22 protein-coding genes are annotated in these 23,165 nt (G+C 36.0%); 11 read left to right on the forward strand and 11 right to left on the reverse strand.

From position 1 onward, the window contains the following. Positions 1-135: 135 nt before the first annotated feature. The 4 genes from hemE to hemA all read right to left on the reverse strand — a co-directional run bounded on the left by hemE (position 136) and on the right by hemA (position 4,115). Positions 136-1,161 carry a uroporphyrinogen decarboxylase gene (gene hemE / locus EKM05_RS00185; protein ID WP_126452242.1) on the reverse strand — a complete coding sequence of 342 codons (1,026 nt, stop codon included), beginning with the start codon at positions 1,159-1,161 and terminating at the stop codon, positions 136-138. A 22-nt stretch (positions 1,162-1,183) separates the two neighbouring features. Beyond that, complete coding sequence (locus EKM05_RS00190) at positions 1,184-1,867, reverse strand: uroporphyrinogen-III synthase (protein ID WP_126457723.1); 684 nt, start codon at positions 1,865-1,867, stop codon at positions 1,184-1,186. Further along, positions 1,867-2,787 carry a hydroxymethylbilane synthase gene (hemC, locus tag EKM05_RS00195; protein ID WP_126452246.1) on the reverse strand — a complete coding sequence of 307 codons (921 nt, stop codon included), beginning with the start codon at positions 2,785-2,787 and terminating at the stop codon, positions 1,867-1,869. Before hemC ends, EKM05_RS00190 begins: the two co-directional genes overlap by 1 nt. A gap of 71 nt (positions 2,788-2,858) precedes the next feature. Continuing rightward, entirely contained in the window at positions 2,859-4,115 is a 1,257-nt protein-coding gene (hemA, locus tag EKM05_RS00200) for a glutamyl-tRNA reductase (RefSeq protein WP_126452248.1), read from the reverse strand. A 228-nt stretch (positions 4,116-4,343) separates the two neighbouring features. Here hemA and EKM05_RS00205 point away from each other — a divergent pair, with 228 nt between their 5' ends. From EKM05_RS00205 to EKM05_RS00235, 7 genes are all read left to right on the forward strand, one after another. Next, a complete protein-coding gene (locus EKM05_RS00205; protein ID WP_126457725.1) occupies positions 4,344-5,219 on the forward strand; it encodes an AraC family transcriptional regulator in 876 nt (291 codons plus the stop codon). A 99-nt stretch (positions 5,220-5,318) separates the two neighbouring features. Continuing rightward, entirely contained in the window at positions 5,319-6,374 is a 1,056-nt protein-coding gene (gene hemH, locus EKM05_RS00210) for a ferrochelatase (RefSeq protein ID WP_126457726.1), read from the forward strand. Then, entirely contained in the window at positions 6,375-7,730 is a 1,356-nt protein-coding gene (locus tag EKM05_RS00215) for an MATE family efflux transporter (protein WP_126552799.1), read from the forward strand. It abuts the gene before it with no gap. Next, positions 7,717-8,271: a CopD family protein gene (locus EKM05_RS00220; RefSeq protein ID WP_126552801.1), complete on the forward strand. Its 555-nt coding sequence runs from the start codon at positions 7,717-7,719 to the stop codon at positions 8,269-8,271. The genes EKM05_RS00215 and EKM05_RS00220 overlap by 14 nt, the downstream gene beginning before the upstream one ends. A gap of 2 nt (positions 8,272-8,273) precedes the next feature. Beyond that, entirely contained in the window at positions 8,274-9,746 is a 1,473-nt protein-coding gene (locus tag EKM05_RS00225) for a PAS domain-containing sensor histidine kinase (protein WP_370274107.1), read from the forward strand. 10 nt (positions 9,747-9,756) lie between these two features. Further along, positions 9,757-10,539 carry an enoyl-CoA hydratase/isomerase family protein gene (locus EKM05_RS00230; RefSeq protein ID WP_126457729.1) on the forward strand — a complete coding sequence of 261 codons (783 nt, stop codon included), beginning with the start codon at positions 9,757-9,759 and terminating at the stop codon, positions 10,537-10,539. 146 nt (positions 10,540-10,685) lie between these two features. Continuing rightward, positions 10,686-11,090, forward strand: coding sequence for a hypothetical protein (locus EKM05_RS00235; protein WP_126515314.1), 405 nt, complete (start codon positions 10,686-10,688; stop codon positions 11,088-11,090). Positions 11,091-11,309: 219 nt separating this feature from the next. Here EKM05_RS00235 and EKM05_RS00240 read toward each other — a convergent pair whose 3' ends face one another. The 3 genes from EKM05_RS00240 to EKM05_RS00250 form a co-directional block, all read right to left on the reverse strand. Then, entirely contained in the window at positions 11,310-11,963 is a 654-nt protein-coding gene (locus tag EKM05_RS00240) for an HD domain-containing protein (protein WP_126515313.1), read from the reverse strand. A 91-nt stretch (positions 11,964-12,054) separates the two neighbouring features. Further along, positions 12,055-13,044, reverse strand: coding sequence for an acyl-ACP desaturase (locus tag EKM05_RS00245; protein ID WP_126457732.1), 990 nt, complete (start codon positions 13,042-13,044; stop codon positions 12,055-12,057). Positions 13,045-13,054: 10 nt separating this feature from the next. Then, positions 13,055-13,789: a 1-acyl-sn-glycerol-3-phosphate acyltransferase gene (locus EKM05_RS00250; RefSeq protein ID WP_126457733.1), complete on the reverse strand. Its 735-nt coding sequence runs from the start codon at positions 13,787-13,789 to the stop codon at positions 13,055-13,057. A 127-nt stretch (positions 13,790-13,916) separates the two neighbouring features. Between EKM05_RS00250 and rnpA the strand changes: the two genes are divergently transcribed. The 3 genes from rnpA (at position 13,917) to EKM05_RS00265 (ending at position 16,894) form a co-directional block, all read left to right on the forward strand. Further along, entirely contained in the window at positions 13,917-14,351 is a 435-nt protein-coding gene (rnpA, locus tag EKM05_RS00255) for a ribonuclease P protein component (RefSeq protein WP_126457734.1), read from the forward strand. 108 nt (positions 14,352-14,459) lie between these two features. Continuing rightward, entirely contained in the window at positions 14,460-16,091 is a 1,632-nt protein-coding gene (locus EKM05_RS00260; protein ID WP_126457735.1) for a S41 family peptidase, read from the forward strand. Then, complete coding sequence (locus tag EKM05_RS00265; protein WP_126552803.1) at positions 16,088-16,894, forward strand: OmpA family protein; 807 nt, start codon at positions 16,088-16,090, stop codon at positions 16,892-16,894. The genes EKM05_RS00260 and EKM05_RS00265 overlap by 4 nt, the downstream gene beginning before the upstream one ends. Here the strand turns inward: EKM05_RS00265 and EKM05_RS00270 are convergent. The 4 genes from EKM05_RS00270 to pgk all read right to left on the reverse strand — a co-directional run bounded on the left by EKM05_RS00270 (position 16,883) and on the right by pgk (position 21,733). After that, positions 16,883-17,338, reverse strand: a complete 456-nt coding sequence (locus EKM05_RS00270) for a GNAT family N-acetyltransferase (protein WP_126457737.1) — start codon at positions 17,336-17,338, stop codon at positions 16,883-16,885. The genes EKM05_RS00265 and EKM05_RS00270 overlap by 12 nt on opposite strands. 47 nt (positions 17,339-17,385) lie before the next feature. Beyond that, positions 17,386-18,366, reverse strand: a complete 981-nt coding sequence (locus EKM05_RS00275) for a DUF4837 family protein (RefSeq protein ID WP_126457738.1) — start codon at positions 18,364-18,366, stop codon at positions 17,386-17,388. A 48-nt stretch (positions 18,367-18,414) separates the two neighbouring features. Next, positions 18,415-20,247 carry a LysM peptidoglycan-binding domain-containing protein gene (locus EKM05_RS00280; protein ID WP_126552805.1) on the reverse strand — a complete coding sequence of 611 codons (1,833 nt, stop codon included), beginning with the start codon at positions 20,245-20,247 and terminating at the stop codon, positions 18,415-18,417. A 298-nt stretch (positions 20,248-20,545) separates the two neighbouring features. Then, entirely contained in the window at positions 20,546-21,733 is a 1,188-nt protein-coding gene (gene pgk / locus EKM05_RS00285; protein ID WP_126552807.1) for a phosphoglycerate kinase, read from the reverse strand. 282 nt (positions 21,734-22,015) lie between these two features. Between pgk and EKM05_RS00290 the strand changes: the two genes are divergently transcribed. Further along, on the forward strand, positions 22,016-23,164 hold the full coding sequence (locus tag EKM05_RS00290) for a DNA polymerase III subunit delta' (RefSeq protein WP_126552809.1): 1,149 nt from the start codon (positions 22,016-22,018) through the stop codon (positions 23,162-23,164). The last annotated feature ends 1 nt before the right edge of the window (position 23,165 follow it).

Genomic DNA, 23,165 nt, shown 5'->3' on the forward strand with positions numbered 1-23,165 from the left:
AATTACTGTATACTATTTCCCGTACTCCTTCACCGCATCAATAAACGCTTTTGCGTGATCCACAGGAATATTTGGTAATTATCTTCCAAAAAACCTTGTAGTAAAGACTGCAAACTGAACACTAATTACTGTATACTATTTCCCGTACTCCTTCACCGCATCAATAAACGCTTTTGCGTGATCCACAGGAATATTTGGTAAAATTCCGTGACCTAAATTCACGATGTATTTGTCTTTTCCGAATTCGTCAATCATTTCATGTACCATTTTCTTGATAACCGGAATTGGAGATAACAATCTGGAAGGATCAAAATTTCCTTGTAATGTGATGTTTCCGCCAGACAAGTATCTTGCATTTCTTGGAGAACACGTCCAATCTACACCAAGTGCCGAAGCCCTACTTTTTCCCATTTCATTCAATGCAAACCAACATCCTTTTCCGAAAACGATAACCGGTGCATCATCAGCCAAAGCTTCAATGATTTGATTGATATATTTCCAAGAGAATTCCTGATAATCAACTGGAGATAACATTCCGCCCCAAGAGTCAAAAATTTGAACAGCATCCACTCCTGATTTCACTTTTTCTTTCAAATATAAAATCGTGGTATCAGTGATTTTTTGCAATAAAACATGAGCAGCTTCTGGATGTTCGAAACAAAATCCTTTGGCCATATCAAAGCTTTTAGAACCTTTCCCTTCCACCGCGTAACACATAATTGTCCAAGGTGAACCTGCAAAACCAATTAATGGCACCTCATCATTCAACATTTCTTTGGTCAATTTAATAGCATCAAAAACGTACCCTAATGTTTCATGTACATCTGGAACAATTACTTTCTCCACATCTTGAATCGTACGAATTGGATTTGGTAAAAACGGCCCGAAATTTTCTTTCATCAACACTTCAATTCCCATGGCTTGCGGAATTACCAAGATATCTGAAAACAAAATGGCCGCATCCGGAGCAATTCTGCGAATCGGCATCATCGTTATTTCGGCTGCTAATTCCGGAGTCTGACAACGGGTAAAAAAATCATATTTGTCACGCAAAGCGATAAATTCCGGCAAAAACCGTCCGGCTTGACGCATCATCCAAACTGGCGGACGTTGTACTGTTTCTCCTTTTAGTGCTCTTAAAAATAGGTCGTTTTTGATCATGTATTTAAATTTTAGCGGATTGCTAGATGCTTTCCGGTGTATAATATTCAATAACTTCCAAAATCACGGCTTCGATAGTTGGTGTTTCGGGAATTACTATGTTTTTAATTTTCTTTGTTTCTAATGCTGCTGCTGTAGTAGTGCCTACGCAAAAACAAACTTCATTCTTGATTTTATTATTTGTCAAATAACTTTCAACGGCAGATGGGCTAAAAAACAGAATTCCGTCAAAATTTTCTTGGTCTGATATTTTAAAAGGCGCTAGTGTTGTTTGATACACTTCGATTTCATTAAAAATTATTCCGGCACTTTTTAATGCTTCAGGCAACGTTTCTTTACGCAAATTTCCGCTCAAAAAAGTATAGCTTTCTTTATTGTAAATTAAAGTGATTATTTCAGCTAATTCAGAGGCATAATCTAAATAAACATCGACTGTAAAGCCATGCAATTCCAGTAATTCTTTGGTTTTAATACCTACACAAAAAACAGGTTTCGTCTTTAAAACTTCCCAACCGTTTTGTTCTATCAAACTTAAAACCGCATTTTGGCTGCTAAAAATTAAGTTGTTGTTGATGGTACTGAGTTCGAAAAGGTTGTTTTTTATTTCGATGAAATCTTGTTCCAAAAGATCAAAATTAGCATCAATAAATACTTGCCTTTGTTCTGCCGATAATGTTTTGGTGGATAAAATGCTTGTTTGGCTCATTATTTCTTCAAATTAATTTTAATTGCTGTCATCAATTCCGCTCCGCCATTTTCTAAAATTTCTTTGGCACAATAAAAGCCTAATTTCTTCCATTCCTGCATCGGAACGGTTTTTTCTATTTCGATTTTTTGTTTCCCATCAATTGAAAACAAAACGCCTTTGAATACTATTTCCTCATCTGTAAATACTGCCAAAGCGCCAATTGGTGCCGTACAACCGCCTTCGAGTGTTTTCAGAAACTGTCTTTCAATGTGTGTACATACCTCGGCATCAATATCATTTAACTCAGAAACGGCCTCTCTGCAAAATTCATCTTTTGCCATCGCAACAACCACCATTGCGCCTTGAGCTGGCGCCGGAATCATCCAATCCAAGTCGATATAATTAGAAGGTTTCAAGTTGATTCTTTCCAAACCTGCTGCCGCAAAAACGGCTCCGTTCCAATCGCTTTCCTGCAATTTCTGCATTCTCGTATTGACGTTTCCACGTAAATCAACTACTTTATGGTTGGGGTATTTATTGAGCCATTGTGCCTGACGACGCAAACTGCCTGTGGCAATTGTTCCTGCTCCATTACGAAAATCAAGGGTTCCTTTGTACACTAGGATATCTAACGTATTGGCTCTTTCCAAAACTGCCGCCTGTACAATTCCTATTGGCAAAGCCGTAGGAACATCTTTCATGGAATGCACTGCAATATCAACCTGACCGTTGATCATGGCAATATCAAGTGTTTTAGTAAAAATGCCTGTGATTCCTAATTCGTAAAGTGGTTTGTCAAGGATAATATCTCCTTGCGATTTTACCGCTATAATTTCGGTTTTATAGCCTAAATCATTTAGTTTTTTTTCGACGGTATGGGCTTGCCAGAGTGCGAGTTCACTGTCTCGGGTTCCTATGCGTATTGTTTTGTTTGCCATTTTTATTTTTTCAAACCAAGAGGAATTAAAGGTTTATTTTAATGAAATTTAATTCCTTAATGGTGTAAATTTTATTTTGTAGTCGCTCCTATTTTGAAAACTTTCTCAATCCAATCGATGCTTTCATCCACCATCGTATCATCATCTTTCAAATGGTTGGCAAAATGTGTAGTTATTTTTTGGATAATTCTGTTGCTGATAATCTCTGCTTGTTCTTCGTTGAAATTTGAAATTTTCTTGCTTTGAAAATCCAATTCGGATGTTTTTATCGCATTCAATTTTGCTTTCAAAGCATTGATAGTAGGGGCAAATTTTCTGCCTTTGGTCCACGTAGTAAATTCTTCTTTGATTTCTTCAATGATGGCTTCAGCAGCGGGAATGTGTTTTTTTCTATTTTCTAAAGTTTCATCTGTTAATTGTGACAAATAATCCATGTGAATCAGCGTAACACCTTCTAATTCCTCGACATTTTCATTTACATTTTTAGGAATTGATAGATCCAAAATCAATATTGGTTTTTTCAAATTCAGAATCGCTTTGTCAATAGTAGGATTCTGTGCGCCGGTAGCTACCACAACAACATCTGCTTTTTGTAGTTCCAAATGCAGTTCCGAATAATCTTTCACAATTAGATTCAGTTTTCCGGCTAGTTTCTCTGCTTTTTCTTTGGTTCTATTGATAAGTGTAATGTGTTCGTTTTTAGTATGTTTTACTAAATTTTCACACGTATTTCTACCAATTTTTCCAGTACCAAACAATAGAATATTTTTGTTCCCAATGTCTTGCACATTGTTAATAATATAACGAACCGCAGCAAAAGAAACCGAAGTAGCTCCAGAACTAATTTCGGTATCGGTTTTTATTTTTTTACTGGCTTGAATCACCGCATTCACCAATCGTTCCATAAAAGCATTGGCTAAGCCCAATGATTTTGATTGTGAAAATGAGTTTCTTATTTGGGCAATAATTTCAAAATCACCCAGAATCTGACTGTCTAAACCCGTTCCCACACGAAACATGTGGCTGACGGCTTCTTGATTTTTATAGACAAAACCCACTTTTTGAAAAGCTTCAACTGAGCCTTGACTGTTCTCGCAGATTAATTTGATCAATTGAAACGGATGTTCCGCATAACCGTAAATCTCTGTACGGTTGCAGGTAGAAGTAACTATTAAACTCTCTATTCCTTCATTCTTAGCTTGTTCCAAAACCCGCGTTTTTGCTGCGGCATCTAAACTAAACTTTCCTCTAATCTCAGCATCTGCTTTTTTATAGCTTAATCCTACGGAGTAAAAATAATGATGCTTTGATGTGTTATTGTTTTCCATATTTGCACTTTTCCTAAAAGTGAGGCAAAATTATCACTATAGTATTTATAAAAGTAACGCTAGAAGTTCTTTTTGTATCGCTCAGTGATTTTTTAATTCCAAATGGTCAGAATACTGCAAAAAAGGCTACTTTTGTAATGAATTCAAGTTGTTTGAATTGCTTTATTTAAAGTGGTTCTAAATAAAATAACTTGATGAATATCATTTTTACTTAAAAAAAATATCGCTATGGGTTCTCAGGAAATTATAAAAATTGAGGATGATTTCACACTCATTCGCTTTCAGAATGACAGCAACGATTCTTTTAATGCGCAACGGGAAGTGGGCAGCGGTTTGATTCAGTTTCATTTTGGAATCAAAGGAAAAGCGAAATTCATTTTCAACCAAGGCAATTATGCTTTGGAACTGAAAGAGGAAAAATCATTGTTGCTGTACAACCCACAAAAAGAACTGCCTTTAAATCTGGAGTTAGCACCTAATTCTTGGGTAATCTCTGTGATTATTTCTATCAAAAAATTCCATGCTTTATTTTCGACCGAAGCCGATTATATTACTTTTTTAAGCGCAGATAATAAGGACAAAAAATATTATAACGAAGGTAATATCAGTCCCTCGATGGCGATTGTTTTATCGCAATTGTTTCATTATAACTTGCATCCCTCCATAAAAAACTTGTATTACAAAGGCAAAGGATACGAATTATTGAGTTTGTATTTCAATAGAACTGAAGATCCAAACGCAGAACAATGTCCGTTTCTAATTGATGAGGACAATGTCATGAAAATTAAAAAAGCCAAAGAAATCATCATAGCCAATATGGCTGAACCACCCGGATTACAGGAATTGGCGGATGAAATAGGGCTGAATCTAAAGAAACTAAAAATGGGTTTCAAACAAATTTATGGCGATACCGTTTATGGTTTTCTGTTTGACTACAAAATGGATTTTGCTCGAAAATTACTCGATAGCGGCTCCTATAATGTAAACGAAGTAGGATTGAAAATTGGCTACAGCACCGGAAGCCATTTCATAGCGGCATTTAAGAAAAAATTTGCCACTACGCCCAAAAAATACTTGATGTCGATCAATCCAAATATGTCATAAACAATTGATTTCATATATTAAACAATAAATAAAAAATAGTTAATCGCAATTTATAAAAAAGTAAGTTTATTTACTTTTGTACCAACAAAAAAAGATAACATGAAAGGTGTATTATTAGTTAATTTAGGTTCTCCGGAAAGTCCAACTCCAAAGGATGTAAAATCGTATTTAGATGAATTTTTAATGGACAAATACGTAATTGACGTTCCGTTTTTGTTACGAGCATTATTAGTTCGTGGTATAATTTTGCAAACAAGACCTAAAAAATCTGCTGCCGCTTACGCAAAAATATGGTGGGACGAAGGGTCTCCACTTGTGGTTATTTCCAAAAGAATGCACGAAAAAGTACAAAAATTAGTTGATGTACCCGTTTCCCTAGCAATGCGTTACGGAAATCCATCCTTATTGTCCGGCTTACAAGAGTTACATGATAAAGGCGTGACCGAGGTGTTGTTTTTTCCTTTGTACCCGCAACATGCAATGGCATCTACCACCACAATAATAGAACTGGCCGAAGAGTACCGTAAAAAGTATTTTCCGGGTATGAAATTCACGATAGTTCCTGCGTTTTACAACAAACCAGATTATCTCAAAAACTTGGCTGATTCCATTAAAGGTCATCTAGAAGGTTTTGACTATGATCATTTATTATTCTCCTACCATGGAATTCCGGAGCGTCATATTCGCAAAACGGATATCACAAAATCACATTGTAAAATTGACGGTTCATGCTGCAACACCCCGTCGCCGGCACATGAGTTTTGTTACCGCCATCAATGTTATGAAACGACCAAACAAGTTGTAAAATTGCTGGGAATTCCAGAAGGAAAATACAGCCAGACTTTTCAATCGCGCTTAGCGGGAGACAAATGGTTGACACCATATACAGACGTTGAAGTAAACAAAATGCCCGAGAAAGGAATCAAAAACCTGGCTGTTGTAACGCCTGCTTTTGTATCGGATTGCTTGGAAACTTTGGAAGAAATTGCCATGGAAGCCAATCATGAATTTAAGGCTCACGGAGGAGAAAATTTTAAAGCAATTCCCTGTTTAAATGATGGTGACGACTGGTGTAAAACCGTAAGTAATTGGATTTCAAGCTGGTCCAATGCTTCATCATCACTTAAACTTGACTCCGAAAAAATTAACGCTTAAATGACTGTTACCGCCGATGAACTAGGAACACAAGACATTAAAAAACTCTTGATAAAACAGGCAGTTCCGTCTTCTATTGGGATTTTATTCATGTCGGTTAATATCTTGATTGATACCATATTTGTTGGACAATGGATTGGTTCTTTGGCCATTGCTGCGGTAACCGTAGTTCTGCCCATCACCTTTTTGATTTCTTCTCTGGGAATGGCGATTGGTGTGGGCGGAGGATCTGTACTTTCCAGAGCATTGGGAGCCAGTCACAAGGAAAAAGCACTTCAAACATTTGGCAACCAAATCATGATGACTTTTTTATTGGCTTCTGTTTTTGTGGTATTTGGTCTTTTTTTTAGTGACGAAATGCTGATGCTTTTTGGCGCGAAAGGAGCCATAATGGAACCCGCAAAAGAATTTTTTATCCCCATAATTATAAGCGTTCCGTTTTTGGCACTTTGCATGATGGGAAACAACGTGATTCGCGCCGAAGGCAAGGCCAAGTTTGCGATGGTCTCCATGATTATTCCTGCATTTGTCAATATTGCATTGGATATTATTTTTATCAAATACTTAGATTTAGGTATGTTTGGCGCTGCTTTGGCTACTGCCATATCCTATTTTACCTGTTTCTTGTTTGTACTTTGGTTTTTTGTTTTCAAAAGTGAACTTCAACTGAAAATGAAGCATTTTAAATTTAAAATGCCCATTGTCAAAGAAATCGCTGAGTTGAGTTTTGTGACTTTTTCAAGACAAGGAGTTGTGAGCATTTTAGCCATCATCCTGAATCATACTTTATATACGTATGGCGGCGAACATTCTGTTGCTATTTATGGAATTATCAGTCGAATGCTGATGTTTTCCTTGTTTCCTATCCTGGGAATTACACAAGGATTTCTGCCAATTGCCGGTTTCAATTACGGTGCAGGAAATTATGAAAGAGTGAAAGAAAGTGTGCAACTATCCATAAAATATGCCGCATTTCTCGCCTCGCTAATTTTTGTGGTTATTCTAATCTTTGCAAAGCCTATCGTTGCTATTTTTACTACAGACCCACTCGTGATTGACCAAACTCCGGAAGCGTTGCGTTGGGTTTTTGCGGCTTCGCCAATTATTGCTGTACAGCTCATTGGTGCGGCTTATTTTCAAGCTGCAGGAAAGGCAAAAAAAGCACTGCTTTTGACGTTAAGTAAACAAGGATTTTTCCTGATTCCTTTAGTGCTCATTCTACCAAATTTTTTAGGTATTTTTGGAGTGTGGTTTGCATTCCCAATTGCAGATATCTTATCAACAATACTAACTGGCTATTTTCTAAAAAAAGAAATGAATACAAAACTGATTCAAACTAACGATGGAATACTATAATTACCTTAAATCTCTGCACCTCATATTTGTAATTACATGGTTTGCAGGATTGTTTTATATTGTACGCTTGTTCGTGTACCAAATTGAAGCGGCAGATAAACCCTCGCCAGAGAAAGAAATTCTGCAAAAACAATACAAAATAATGACCTATCGCTTGTGGTATATTATCACTTGGCCTTCGGCTGTTTTAGCGAGTATTTTTGCTTTTTGGATGTTGTTTTTTACAGATTTAGGAAAGGCGTGGTTGCAAATGCCTTGGATGCATGTAAAACTTGGCTTCGTATTTGTGTTGTATTTATACCATGCAAAATGCCAGCAAATATTCAAGCAATTGCAAAATGACGATGTGAAATACTCCACGAATTTCATGCGCTTATGGAACGAAGGCGCAACGATAATCCTTTTTGCAGTCGTTTTTTTAGTTATTTTAAAAAATGCTTTCAACTGGATTTATGGTGTAATTGGAATCTTTCTCTTTGGTGTCTTAATTATGCTTGGCTTTAAATTTTATAAAAAAATAAGAGAAAGAAATCAATCTTAATTATGTTCAAAAGCTTCAAAATAGCAATGCTCTCGTTACGAATCAGAATCTTCCTTTCGATGATTGTGTTGATATTAATAGCGTCTGTTTTATTAGCTTCTATATCCATCATTCAATTTAAAAACGAAGCCAAAGAATACCACCAAGAACGCTTAGAACGCAATGAGAATTCTGTAAAAGAGCACATCAATTATGTACTCTCTACCACTACATATCCTTTAAATTCTGCCAATTTAAGTTTGATTTTTAAAGATAAAATCCATGAATTAGCCCACATTCATAATGCGGAAATAAACATCTATGGTCTGGACGGAAAATTACTAAAGTCTTCTAAAGAGTCTTTTTCTGTGGATATAGTGGCGCCTCCTATTCCAAAATACATTTTAAAACTAGTTCGTTCTTCTATCGAAAAAAGATACGTTGATATTAAAACTATAGATGGCAAAAAGAACCGTTCCGCTTTCAGCCAAATCAAAGATCATAAATTCAAACCACTGGGGATATTGAACTTACCTTATGTAGAAGATGATGGATATTATGAAAACGAATTAAAAAGTTTCCTAATTCGTCTGGGACAGGTGTATGCTTTTATGCTTATTATTGCTTTTGCTGTCGCTTATTTCCTTTCCTCTTACATTACAAAATCATTAAAAACAATATCAGATAAGTTAAGTGGAACGAGTTTAAATCAAAAAAATGAAAAAATTGTTCTGGAAGCAAACAGTAAGGAAATCAACTTATTGATCAATGCCTACAACGGAATGGTGGACAAACTGGAGAAAAGCGCCATTAAACTGGCCCAAAGCGAACGAGAAGAAGCGTGGCGCGAAATGGCCAAACAGGTCGCCCATGAAATCAAAAATCCGCTTACGCCAATGCGATTAACGGTACAGAGTTTTCAACGAAAATTTGATCCAAACGATGCCAATGTAAAACAAAAAATGAACGATTACTCCGAAACTTTAATTCAACAAATTGACACCATGAGTGCCGTTGCCTCTGCATTTTCAAATTTTGCATCAATGCCGGCACAGCAAAACGAAACCTTGAATGTTGTTGCTGTAGTAGAACTTGCGATGGACATTTTCAATGAAGACTACATTGAATTTCAAAGCGATTCTCCTGAAATTATTTCGAAAATTGACCGTACCCAACTGATCCGGATTATCACGAACCTGGCTAAAAATGCTATTCAGTCTATTCCGGAACAACAAGAAAAAAAATCAGTAGTTCTCCGTATCCATAAAGCAGCAAACAACGTATTAATTACTGTTACCGATAATGGAATTGGAATTCAACTCAAAGATATTGACCGTATATTCGAACCAAAATTTACCACTAAAAGCAGCGGAATGGGTCTTGGTCTTGGAATTATAAAAAACATTATCGAAAATTATAAAGGAACGATTACCTTTGAAACTGAATATGGAAAAGGAACTACTTTTACGGTTTCGCTTCCAATAATTAACACCTAAAAATACAATTATGAACTACGAAAATCTTTTAATTGCAACCGAAAATAACATTGCAACGATTACCATTAATCGTGCTACAAAACTAAATGCGTTGAATGTTGCCACGATTTCTGATTTGAATAAAGCTTTCAAAACATTAGGGAAAAATGATGAAATTCGTGTTATTATTTTAACGGGAAGCGGTGAAAAAGCTTTTGTGGCGGGAGCGGATATCTCTGAATTTGCTGCTTTTTCAGTTGAAGAAGGAACGCAATTGGCCGCTGAAGGACAAGAAAAATTATTTGATTTCATAGAAAATTTAAAAAAACCCGTAATCGCAGCCGTTAATGGTTTTGCATTGGGCGGCGGATTAGAATTAGCCATGGCGTGTCATTTCAGAGTAGCTTCAGAAAATGCAAAAATGGGATTACCTGAAGTTTCGCTGGGTGTAATTCCGGGTTACGGAGGAACGCAACGTTTGCCACAATTGATAGGAAAAGGACGCGCAATGGAAATGATTATGACCGCAGGAATGGTAACAGCGCAAGATGCTTACAGAACGGGACTGGTGAATCACGTAGTCCCTGAAGCTGAACTTTTAGATTACTGTGTGAGTGTAGCCCATAAAATAATCAAGAACTCTCCTTATGCTATCGGCAAAGCCATAAAAGCGGTCAATGCTAATTTTAAAGAAGGAAAAAATGGCTATGAAACCGAAATAAAAGCTTTTGGAAAATGTTTTGGAACCGAAGATTTTAAAGAAGGAACAGCTGCATTTTTAGAGAAAAGAAAAGCAGTGTTTACGGGGAAATAATAACAAAAGAGAACCACGTTGGTTCTCTTTTTAGTTTATAAATGATGTTTCTTTAAAATAATCTTTGCTCAAAAAACAGATTATCTGCTTGACAAGACTTAATTTTGCAATCCTCTTTCGGAATATAACCATCTAAAATTAAACCAATGTCCTTCCAACCTGTATTTGCACTTTTCTGGGAAAATGTAAAAGAAAGCATCCAAAATGGCACTTACGCCAAACTAACACTTGCCAAAACCATTGGTGACACCGAACTGAAAAATATCTACGTTCGTCCCGTTTTGTCAGAAAGTGACGTGTTCAGCCTTTCCGTTACGGCGCGTTATAAAACCGAAGAAATAGAAAGTTTTCATACTCTTGACGAAACTTTTATGGTATTAGCGCCTTTTATGAACAATCCATTTTTAACTGCCTTACTGTTTACAACGGAGAACGACATCACTTTTAAACTCAATAAAAAAAGAGTAGGAACTATTATTGAGCAAGCGCCCACTTTTAAAAATGCTTCGGATGTGATTTTGGAAATGAAAGCAAAAGGGATTTCGATTTAAGATTTTTGATTAATCCCGATAACTATCGGGACTGATTTTTGATTTAAAAAACCAGCAATCCAAAAAATATCTGAAATTTAAAAATAGTGGTTAGGGACCAGAATTTAGTAATCAGTTCATGGCTTGGGTGTAAAGCAAGACTGAAATCGATCTTTTTTAATTAAAGTTGCAGTATTTGGACGTCAACAAACTGAATACTAAAAACTGAACACTGTTTACTTACTTCTCCCCTTCCCATTCCGCATAAAACTGCGCTAGAAATCCTTCCATATACTGGTGTCTTTCTTGTGCAATTTGTTTTCCCGTCTCGGTATTCATCTTATCTTTCAAAAGCAATAATTTTTCGTAAAAATGATTGAGCGTTGGAGAATCGTTCTTCTTGTATTCTTCCTTGGTCATGTTGAAATTTGGAGCAATTTTAGGGTCGTAGATCGCTCTGTTTTTAAATCCGCCATAATTGAATGTTCTGGCAATTCCAATGGCGCCAATCGCATCTAATCGGTCCGCATCCTGAACCACATCTAATTCTATGGAGGAGAATTTCTTTTCGAAATTACCGCCTTTGTATGAGATGTTTTCAATGATCTTGACCACATGTATAATGGTATCTGCGTCAACATTTTCTGATTCTAAAAATGATCTCGCTAGTTTTGGCCCTACAGTTTCGTCACCGTCATGAAACTTACTATCGGCAATATCATGCAGCAAAGCACCCAATTGAACCACCGTGGGATCACAAGCTTCTTTTCTAGCAATCAAAACGGAATTTTTAAACACTCTTTCAATATGAAACCAATCGTGTCCGCCTTCGGCATTTTTTAGTTTTTCCTTTACAAAAAGAATCGTTTTTCGAATTAAATCTGCATTTATCATTCTTTATATACTTTTAAAAAAAAAGTTGAATTTCAAAGTTCTGTAACTTCAAAATTCAACTTTTTTATTCTTTATTTTTGCATTCAAAAAGCTATCGTACTAAAGCGGGTTCTACCCATTTGAAAATATGGGATTCTTTCGGAATGACCAATCGCTCAGAAATTCGTGCCATTCTTCCGGGTAATTTCATCAAATAATCCCGGGCTTTTTCTGCTTCATCAGTTAAGCCTGTAATTTTATCAATTTCCCATTTGTCAATTAATTTTTGCATAATGTCTACATAATCCGCTGCAGTGTACACCCCGATTCGTTGTGCCGAATCCGAAAACTGTTCGAAAGCAGTACTTATTTTTTCACCGGATTCTCTTAAGAAATGTGCTGGCATAACGATTTTTGCTTTCATCATATATTGAAACGCAAGCATCATTTCGCTAGGATCCACCTGAAAAATACGAGTTACAAACTCACTGTAAGCATGATGGTGGCGCATCTCATCACCCGCAATCATTTTGCACATTTTAGACAATTTGTTATCCCCATATTTCTTAGCCATTTGCGCTACTCGGTTATGGGAAACATAGGTTGCCAACTCTTGAAAACTAGTATAAACAAAGTTTTTATAAGGGTCTCTTCCGGTTCCTATGTCAAAACCATCGTTGATGAGGTGTTGGGTAGTCATTTCTACTTCACGCATATTCACGCGACCTGATAAATACAGATATTTGTTGAGCATGTCGCCATGACGATTTTCCTCTCCAGTCCATTGTCGGATCCATTTGGACCAACCGTTTCGCTCTACATTATCTATTCCGTCTACGTCCATTAACCAAGATTCGTAGGTCGGTAAGGCTTCTTCAGTAATCGTGTCACCTACTAAAGTTACCCAAAAATCATAGGGTAATTCTTTTGCAATTTCACGCAATTCTTTGACCTCATCAAAAAAAGTATCACTTTGAGAATTAGGCAAAAAATCCGTTGGTTGCCATATTTTTTCTACTGGTATCAGATACTGATCGACAAAGCTATCTACGTTTTTTTCCAAAAACTGCATTACTTCTAATCGAATGTTTTTTATTGACATTATATATAAATTAAATTTTTATTCCTTGAACAACTGCTTTTTCTGTTTTTTCGATCAAATCAGAAAAATTATAATCTTTAACCGCTAATGGCTTATGAACTACAAAGGTAAGGCGATTTCCTAAACCTAAAGGGAAAAACCCATATTTAACAATTATCCAAGAATTGTTTATGCTTATCGGAACTACATAAGCTGAAGGCGCGTATTTGCATAAAATTTTGAATCCGCTTTGCGCAAATTCCTTTGGCTTCCCAGTCTTGCTTCGTGTTCCTTCCGGAAAAATAACTGCGCAACGATTGTGTTTTTCAATATATTCAGACAAATTTTTGATCGCAGGAATGGCTTGCTTGGGATCTCTACGATCAATAAGAGCAGAACCGCCATGTCGTAAATTAAACGACACACTGGGAATCCCACTTCCCAATTCTTTTTTACTGACAAATTTACAATGAAATCGGCGAAAAAACCAAATCATAGCAATAATATCGTACATACTTTGATGATTGGACACGAAAATTAACGGAACATTTTTTGGGATGCTTTCCACATTTTCAAACCGGTACGATGTTCCTAACAGTCTTGTGCACAAAATCAGAAAAAAATTTAAATAATCGACACTTATTTTATGGGCTTGATACCCAAAAACGTGAAAGCAAACCCATTGAATTGGGTGAAAAATAACCAAGGTAAGACCAAAACATAAATAATAGATTACGGATATGGGATACGAAATTAGTTTTTCCATGCTTTAAAAATTTGCCGTAAAAGTAAGAAATATATTTTTAGCCCGATTTTAAATCCCAAACAATATATGGACTCAACCTTTAATCGTAACTTTGCCAGTCAAAATCCATGTCCTTTTTTCTATTAAAATGAATTTTACTTACTCAAAAAACGAAAAACTAAAAAGCAAGACCACTATTGGATTATTGTTTACCGAAGGGAAATCAGTATCAAAATATCCGTTGCGATTGGTGTATAAAGCCAGCTCTTTTGGCGATCCCGAATCCCGAAACTTCGGGACGGGAGAAAAAATAAAAATGGGAGTTTCGGTTTCCAAAAAGAATTTCAAGAAAGCCGTAGACCGCAATTATTTCAAACGCGTCCTGCGCGAAACCTACCGGCTGAACAAACACCTTTTGATTGACCATCTGGACCAACCCTATTCCTTTATGTTTTTTTATCAAACTAAAGACAGATTGACGTACGCCGAAATTAATACCAAAACCATTCAATTGTTTGAGAAATTTGTTGCTCAAAACATTAAAAAACCAGTATCCGAAAGCGATTCTATTTCTGAAATATAAACAATTCACCTATCCCAATTAAACAAAATCGCCTTTAGATTCAGTCCTGCATCATTATTTCGTGATTTATTGTTATTTTAGTGGTCTCAAATTTAGTTAATTAAACCTATGAGCTTCCTCAAAAAAAAATTCTTAATTCCCCTTGTCGCTTCGGTATTTCTGTTTATTGGAACCAGCTTCAAAGATGATTTTTTTGAAATCGCCAAGCAAATCGAGATATTCACGACCCTTTTCAAGGAATTAAACCGAAATTATGTCGATGAAACGAATCCTGGAGAATTAATGGACAAGGCCATCAAAGGAATGCTGGTTAATTTAGACCCATACACCGTATATTTCAACGAGCAAGATGTAGTGCGATTCAAGATAAACAACACTGGAGAATATACCGGAATAGGCGCTTTACTGACTCGAAAAGAAGATAAATTGATCGTTAAAGAGCCCTATAAAAATTTTCCCGCCGACAAAGCTGGCCTTAAAGCCGGTGACGAAATTATTCAAGTGGGAGATGTCCTTTTGTCTGATTTTAAAGACGAGGCCTCTCAGCTTTTCAAAGGTACCAAAAACACCAAAATAGACCTCAAATACATCCGACAAGGAAAAGTACAAAGTACCCAGATTATCCTGGACGAAGTCGAAATCAAATCGGTGCCCTTTTTTGCAAAAATAGACGACAAGACCGGCTATATCGTATTATCGCATTTTAATAAAAAAGCGTCCTTGGAAACCAAAGAAGCCTTAGAACAACTCAAAAAAGAAGGTGCCGAACGCATTATACTGGATGTCCGAGACAATCCGGGCGGACTCTTGAATGAAGCCGTGAATATTTGTAATTTATTTGTTCCAAAAAACGAAATTATTGTTACTACAAAATCAAAAATAGAGCAACACAACAGCACATATAAAACAACCAAAGACCCTGTAGATACTGACATTCCTTTGATAATACTTGTTAACGGTCACAGCGCTTCAGCATCCGAAATCGTGGCTGGCGCACTTCAAGATTTAGATCGTGCTGTAGTGGTGGGTAGCCGCAGTTTTGGGAAAGGACTCGTGCAAAGACCGGTAGATTTAACGTATGGTACACAACTAAAAGTAACCATTTCCCGTTATTACACGCCATCCGGAAGATGCATTCAAGCTTTAGATTATTCACGAAAAAACAAAAACGGAATGGTTCTAAAAACAGAGGAGAAAAACTATAATGCCTTTAAAACCAGAAAAGGCAGAACCGTTTATGACGGCGGAGGAATTCAGCCGGATGTAGAACTGGAAGAAACTAAATTAAGTCCGATAGCAAATGCTTTGCTTCACAACGACGGGATTTTTAACTATGCCACGACGTATTATTATAAAAATCCAAATTTAGGAAATCGCATTCCTGTTATTTCTGATGTGGAGTATTTAGAGTTCAAACAGTTCCTAAAAACACAAAAATTCTCCTTTGACACGGAAACGGAATTGGCCTTGAAAAACACTTTGGCTATGGCCAAAAAAGAAAAACTAGAGGAATCTATTCTGGTAGAGTATCAACAATTAAGTGTTGCGCTTCAAAAAAGCGAAAATGCCTTATTGGACAAAAACCAAAAAGAAATCAAAAACCTGATGGTCGATGAAATCATTAAACGCTATCAATATCAGGAAGGGCTGTATCAGTATTACATCAAAAATAATTCTGAAATCAAACGGGCCATTACTATTTTGAATTCCAATATGGAGTATCAGTCTATCTTAAAATGAAAAAATCGTTCTCCATAGTGCTATTACTTTTTTCGAGCTACGTATCAGCTCAGTGGCAACCTATAGAAACGGTTTATTTTGAATTTGACAAATTCACACTTTATAACGACCAAATACAAACGATAGTCGATTTTATAAAAAACACAGATACCTCAAAAGTAGAATCGATACAAATTTATGGGTATTGTGATGACCGGGGTGCTAACGATTATAATTATGAATTATCAAAAAACAGAGTAATTACGGTACAAAATATACTTATCCAAAATGGTTTCAGTAAAAACAAAATTGTCATTATTGAAGGCAAAGGCCGCGTGATTCTGAAAAAAGATATGATAGAAAACCTATCCGAAACCCGTTCTAAAAACAGGCGAGTCGACTTGTTTCTTGTCAAGAAAAACAGTTTTGGAAACGGCATTTACAATTCGTTTCAGAAGAAGCATAAAGTAGGCGACCGTATTTATCTGGAAAATATCCTTTTTCCACTTGGCAGCAGCACATTAACGGAGAAATCTAAGAAAGAATTAGACAAGATTGTGGTTCTTTTGCAGCAACAAAAAACGTTGGAATTCGAAATCAGAGGCCACGTTTGTTGCACGCCCAGTTATTACCTGGATGCCATAGATAAGGGAACCCGAGAACGCAAGCTTTCCTTGAACCGTGCAAAAAACGTCTATAAATACTTGATAAATAAAGGCGTAAACAGCCTTAGGATGCATTATATAGGAAGCGGAAACAAATTTCCCTTAGGTCAAGGAGAAGCATTAGACCGCAGAGTTGAGTTTCTGATTCTAAAAATTTAGTTCCCCACTTTTCATCTCAATATGCGGAATATCGTCTTCGAGATACATTTCACTGGTTTGCACAAAACCATGACTCTCATAGAATTTCTTTAGGTACAATTGCGCTCCAATAGTGATGTGGCTTTCGCCAAAATGATGCGCTATTCCTGCAATAGATTCCCGCATTAAGTCATGACCCCATTTTCTGTCACGGTAATTTGAATCAACTGTTACTCGGCCAATTGAGGCATTGTCAAAACTGATTCCTGGTTTGAAAAGTCTGGAATGCGCTACAATTTTACCTTCAAATTCCCCAATAAGATGCAGAGCTAGTTTGTCCTTTCCATCTAGATCGAGATATACACAGTTTTGCTCCACCACGAAAATCTCGCTTCTCAATCTCAGCAGATCGTATAACTCATCCACAGAAAGTTCCTTAAACGACTTTATACTCCATTTTAACATTTTATTTTTTTTAGTTTTTATTAGACTGCAAATAAAAGAAAATAAAACTATTTTTTCAAAACCTCAACTGATTTTATGATGGCTTCTAACTCATGCATTAAGTCTCTTTTTTCTTTGGAGGGCGCATAACAAAAGCCTTCCAAAACTAAAATCCTGTTGTGCTCTGTATCCAGAATAGCATAATTAATAAAAGGGCCTGACATAAAATCGTTTTTCAATTCCCAAGTTCCTTTTGTTTCATACGTTTCCTTTCCGTCCAGACTGATCTTAAAAAAATAAGGCGAATAGCTTTCTCCGGTAATCATTACAGTATTATTCTCTTTTCCGCTAATGTAAAGATTGCCAATAGAATCCCTCATTTTAATAATATTCGTGATCAGATCTGTATCCTTTTTAGTGATGACATTTATAGGAACTTGATAAATCAACAAACTCGTGTTGCCGCTTATAATTTCATTTTTTAACCATATAAAATGCGGTTTATGAAGGACGTATTGATATGAAGAAGGAATATTAATCGAAATTTGAAATTTATTCTTGATGATTTTTGGATTAAGAATAGACTGTTTTATAATGCGTTGGTTTTCAGAAATTTCAGTTTCCTTAATAATTTCAATTATTTTTGGCGAATTTTTCGCTATTATTTCTAGAATATCTACACTTGTTTTTCCGGAAATATGAAACACATTTTGGGGTGATGCGTATTGATTTTTTTTAATTTCAAATTTATTTTGCTCTTCTTTTTTGACTACGATAATCGTACGGCTGTCCGTCATAAATCCTTCTAAAATTTTAGTAGGATATTGATTTATCGTAAAAAGAGGTTCCTCCTCAGGCAATCCTATAACGGCGGAGGCAAATTTATTTCGAATACTGTCGCCAATCTCACCATTCCACAACTGGTCGTCTATGATAACTGAAATAGTATTAATTTTTCCTGTTGTAGCACGCGGTTGGGGATCCTTTTTTTGGTTGCAAGAACCCAGCAAAATGGCAGTAAGAAGCAATAAAAGAAGGGCTTTATTCATTGTATTTCAATTATAAAATAAAACCCAAATTTAGATAAGATTATTCTATTATCCGTTAATTTTAAGTTTCATTCCTGGTTTGAGTACTTCCCCGCGAATACCGTTCCATTTTTTCAGGTCAGAAATGGTTACGCCTGGATATTTTTTTGATATACTATACAACGAATCCCCTTTTTTTACATAGTAATCAACGGTTTCTTTCTGGGATAATCCGGAACCATTTATTTTTTTATTAAAGTAACTTATCGTTGCTTTATTTGTATTTATTACAGGTTCCTCTTTGGCGACAATCAAAGAACTCCCTAAAATAATTGTCTGCCCGGAAATTTTATTCCATTGTTTCAGAGTAGACGGAGAGGTGCCAAATTTCTTAGCAATGCGCTCTAAATTATCTCCTTTTTGAACTATATAATACGCCTTGCTTTCAGTAGATGCTACAGCTGCGTTTGCCTCTAATGAGGCGGCAACTTGCTTCTCAGAAAGGGCTTGTATTGGATCTGAATTCTTTATTACTTCATTAGAAACAACCGCTTCGTTGCTACTAATTTTTAGGTTTTTACCATACGCGATAACATTGCTGCTTAGCGCATTCCATTGTCTTAAATCAGCAATGCTAACATTGTATTTACTGGCAATAGCTCCCAGATTATCTCCTTTTTTTACCTTGTAATACTGGGTTGTCTGGGATTGCGCTATTCTTTGATTGCCAGTATCTTCACGTTCTTTTTTGGGTGTTGTTTTTGTGGCAAAATAGGGCTTCTCTCGTTTGCTGGATTCGTATTCTGTATAGGCATAAATCGGACCTTCATTAGAGGCAAAAACAGCAATTTTTTCTTGTGGCAATCTCAAATAATGATTTTGATCATGATAAAAAGGAATTATATCAAGCTTGTAGGAGGGATTTAAAACCTGCAATTGAACTACTGGAACATCAAGTAAATCTGATATTTGCTTGAATGTAATTTGCTTCTTGATCAGGATAGTATCCGTAGTAAAATGCTTTATGGTAGCCCGCTGGGGCACGATTCCGTGTTCCTTATGGTATTCATAAAGATACATGGTTGCTAAGAAAGCAGGTACATATCCTTGGGTTTCTCTGGGAAGATTTTTCCTGATATTCCAATAATTTTGCTGACCACCGGAACGTCTGATAGCTTTGGAAACATTTCCCGGACCAGAGTTATAAGAGGCCAAAACCAAATCCCAATCTCCAAATATTTTGTACATATTGGTCATATATTGCGCTGCTGCCTCGGTAGCTTTTAAGGGATCGCTGCGTTCATCCACATACGAATCAATTTTCAACCCATATTGTTTTCCGGTTTGATACATAAATTGCCACAGTCCAGTTGCTCCCATTTTTGAAACTGCTTTTGGATTTAAAGCAGATTCCACAACGGCTAAATATTTTATCTCCAAGGGAATATTTTGTTTGGCCAAAGCCTCCTCAAACATGGGAAAATAATATTCCGAAGTGGCCATTAATCGTTCAAAAGATTTTTTTCGGTATTTTAAAAATGATTTAATAATGTTTTCCAGACCTTGATTGTACGCAATATTAAACGGCGATTTTGCATTCATTGCCGCCAATCTTTCTTTCAGCAGTGCTGTTGGTAACTCATAATCTACTTTTTCATCTATATTTATATTTTCGATGTCTTCTGTAAGATCATTATATAAATCTAAGTTGGTCATTTCATTCATCCATAAACTGTCTACACAAGATGCCAGATCATATTCAACAAAGGAATTCTTAATGGAATCTAAATAGGATAATTTTGCATCAATTTTTTCAAATGCTTTGTTTTCAGTTGCTTTCTGCGAAAATAAATGAATTGATAACAACAGAAAAAACGATAATGTGGTATTTTTTATAGTCATATTTAAAAGATCAAAGACCTATAATCCAAATGATTAGAAGTCTTATTTTTACAAACTTAAGAGGTTAAAACTAAAATTTTCTTTAAATATTGTTAAAAATATAATTTTTCAGTCCTTGGCACTGAATTTCTAATCGTTTGTGGGTAAAATTACTTTAAAGATCCAATTGTGAAACTTAAAAAAAACCTCAGCGATACATAAGGTATCGCTAAGGTTTTTATACATGTGATAAAACAGCTGTTTGATTTGAATGCTATTTAGATATCAAACGGCTTTTATTTTAATTTTACTGCATTTATTAGTCTAAAATAGCTGCAATTCCGGGTAACACTCTGCCTTCGAGCATTTCCAGCATTGCTCCTCCGCCTGTAGAAACATAACTCACTTTATCTTCCAGCCCAAATTGTTTTACAGCTGCCACTGAATCCCCTCCACCTACAAGAGAGAATGCTCCGTTTGCAGTAGATTCTGCAATAAAGTTGCCCAATGTAATTGTTCCGTTAGCAAAATTTTCCATTTCAAAAACACCCAATGGACCGTTCCAAAGAATCGTTTTAGAATCCATGATTACTTTTTTGAAGTTTTCCAATGATTTTGGTCCAGCATCCAATCCTTGCCACCCGTCAGGAATTGCTTTGACATCCACAATCTGGGTTTGAGCATCATTTGAAAAAGCATTTGCCGCTACAACATCAACCGGAATATGGATTTGAACTCCTTTTTCTTTGGCTAATCTCAAGATTTCCAAAGCCAATTCTTGTTTGTCATCTTCACAAATTGAATCTCCAATTTTACCGCCTAATGCTTTCACAAAAGTAAAAGTCATTCCGCCACCAATAATCATGTGGTCTACTTTATCCAGAATATTCTCGATTACGGTAATTTTAGAAGATACTTTTGATCCACCAAGGACTGCTGTTACTGGTTTTTCGCTGTTTTTTAAAACTTTGTTCAAGCTTTCTATTTCTTTGGCCAATAATAATCCAAAACATTTTTCGCTTGGAAAAAACTGCGCAATAATTGTAGTCGATGCGTGCGCTCTATGCGCTGTACCAAAAGCGTCGTTTACAAAAATATCACCAAGTGACGCCAGTTCTTTTGCAAAAGCAACATCACCCGCTTCTTCTTTGCTGTGAAAACGTAAATTTTCTAACAATAAAACTTCTCCAGCCTGCAATTTTTCAGCTGCAGCTTTCGCCTCTGAACCAATACAGTTTGAAGCGAACTGAACCGAAACTCCAAGAATTTCAGCAGTTGTTTTCAAAATGTGTTTCAAAGAGTATTTTTCTTCCACTCCTTTTGGCCGACCTAAATGCGACATCAAAATCACGCTTCCGCCTTGCGCAAGAATCGCGTCAATAGTAGGTTTTGCAGCTTCAATACGCGTGGCATCCGTTACATTGAACTTTTCGTCCAAAGGCACATTAAAATCAACCCGAATTATGGCTTTTTTATTTGCAAAATTGAAATCACTTATGGTTTTCATCAGTCTGTTTTTTAGTTTATTTTTTTTGAAAGAGTAACAAATATAGAACTTTTAAATTATTAATAAATTAGAGAAAATCATATAAAATCAATTTTTAGCAACGAAATCGATGTAAATTAATAAATAATGCTTTTATTTATCAATTTGTCTAGATATTATTTTAGATAAAGGCCTGTTGAATTTTAAAAATAAAACATAAATTGACACTTCTATAAACTAGCTTCTGCTGAAACTTTGCCTGCTAAAATTTTAGACTACACCATTTTCTGCTATCTTTGCTTCATGCAATTTTCAGAAATTTTAGGACAAGAACACATCAAAAGTCATTTGACAAAAAGTGCTGATTTGGGCAGAGTTCCCCACGCACAACTGTTCGTAGGTCCGGAGGGCAGTGGCACTTTACCCATGGCGATTGCGTATGCACAATACATCATTTGCAGCAATCAAAACGGAGAGAATTCCGGTTCAAATGAAGCGTGCAACCTGAAATTTCAGAAAACTTCCCATCCTGATTTGCATTTTATTTACCCGACTGTCAGTACTGAAGAAGTAAAAACAAAACCCAAAAGCATTGATTTCATAACGGAATGGCGACAGTTTATAGAACAAAATCCGTACGGAAGTTTGTTTGATTGGTACCAAATGCTAGGTGTTAAAAACAAGCAAGGAGAAATTAGGGTCGATGATGCGCAGGAAATCTTGAAATCGCTGGCTTTAAAATCTTATGAAGGCGGATACAAAATAATGATTATTTGGATGGCTGATAAATTGAATATCGCTGCTTCTAATAAATTACTGAAATTATTGGAAGAACCTACAGACAGAACGGTTTTTATCCTGATTTCAGAAAATGAAGAAGATATTATTCAAACGATTCGTTCCCGTTGCCAAGTACTACATTTTAATGGTTTGAGTGAAACTGTCATTGCGGAGGCTTTGGTTTCAAAAGAAAATACGGATTCTAAAATAGCTTTAAAAATAGCGCATCAGGCACAAGGAAATTTCAATAAAGCATTGCAATTAATACAACCGGACAGCGAATCTGTTTTTTTTGAAAAATGGTTTGTCGATTGGGTTCGTGCGGCTTTTAGAGCAAAAGGAAACGCCGCTGCCATTCAGGATTTGATCCAGTGGAGCGAGCAAATTTCTGGTTTGGGAAGAGAAACCCAAAAAAAGTTTTTACATTTTTGTGTTGATATGTTTCGTCAGGCCTTGTTGCTCAATTACCAAACGCCAAGTTTAGTCTACATGGAACCACAAGTGGAAAAATTCAAACTGGAGAATTTTGCACCTTTTGTAAATGGCAACAACATAAATGATATTTTTAAAGAACTTTCAGAGGCAATGTATCACATTGAACGCAACGGAAACGCTAAAATTATTTTAACCGATTTATCAATAAAACTTACTCGTTTAATTCACAAAAAATAAA

Origin of the sequence: Flavobacterium sp. GSP27 (assembly GCF_003970395.1) — a bacterium.
Lineage (GTDB): Bacteria > Bacteroidota > Bacteroidia > Flavobacteriales > Flavobacteriaceae > Flavobacterium.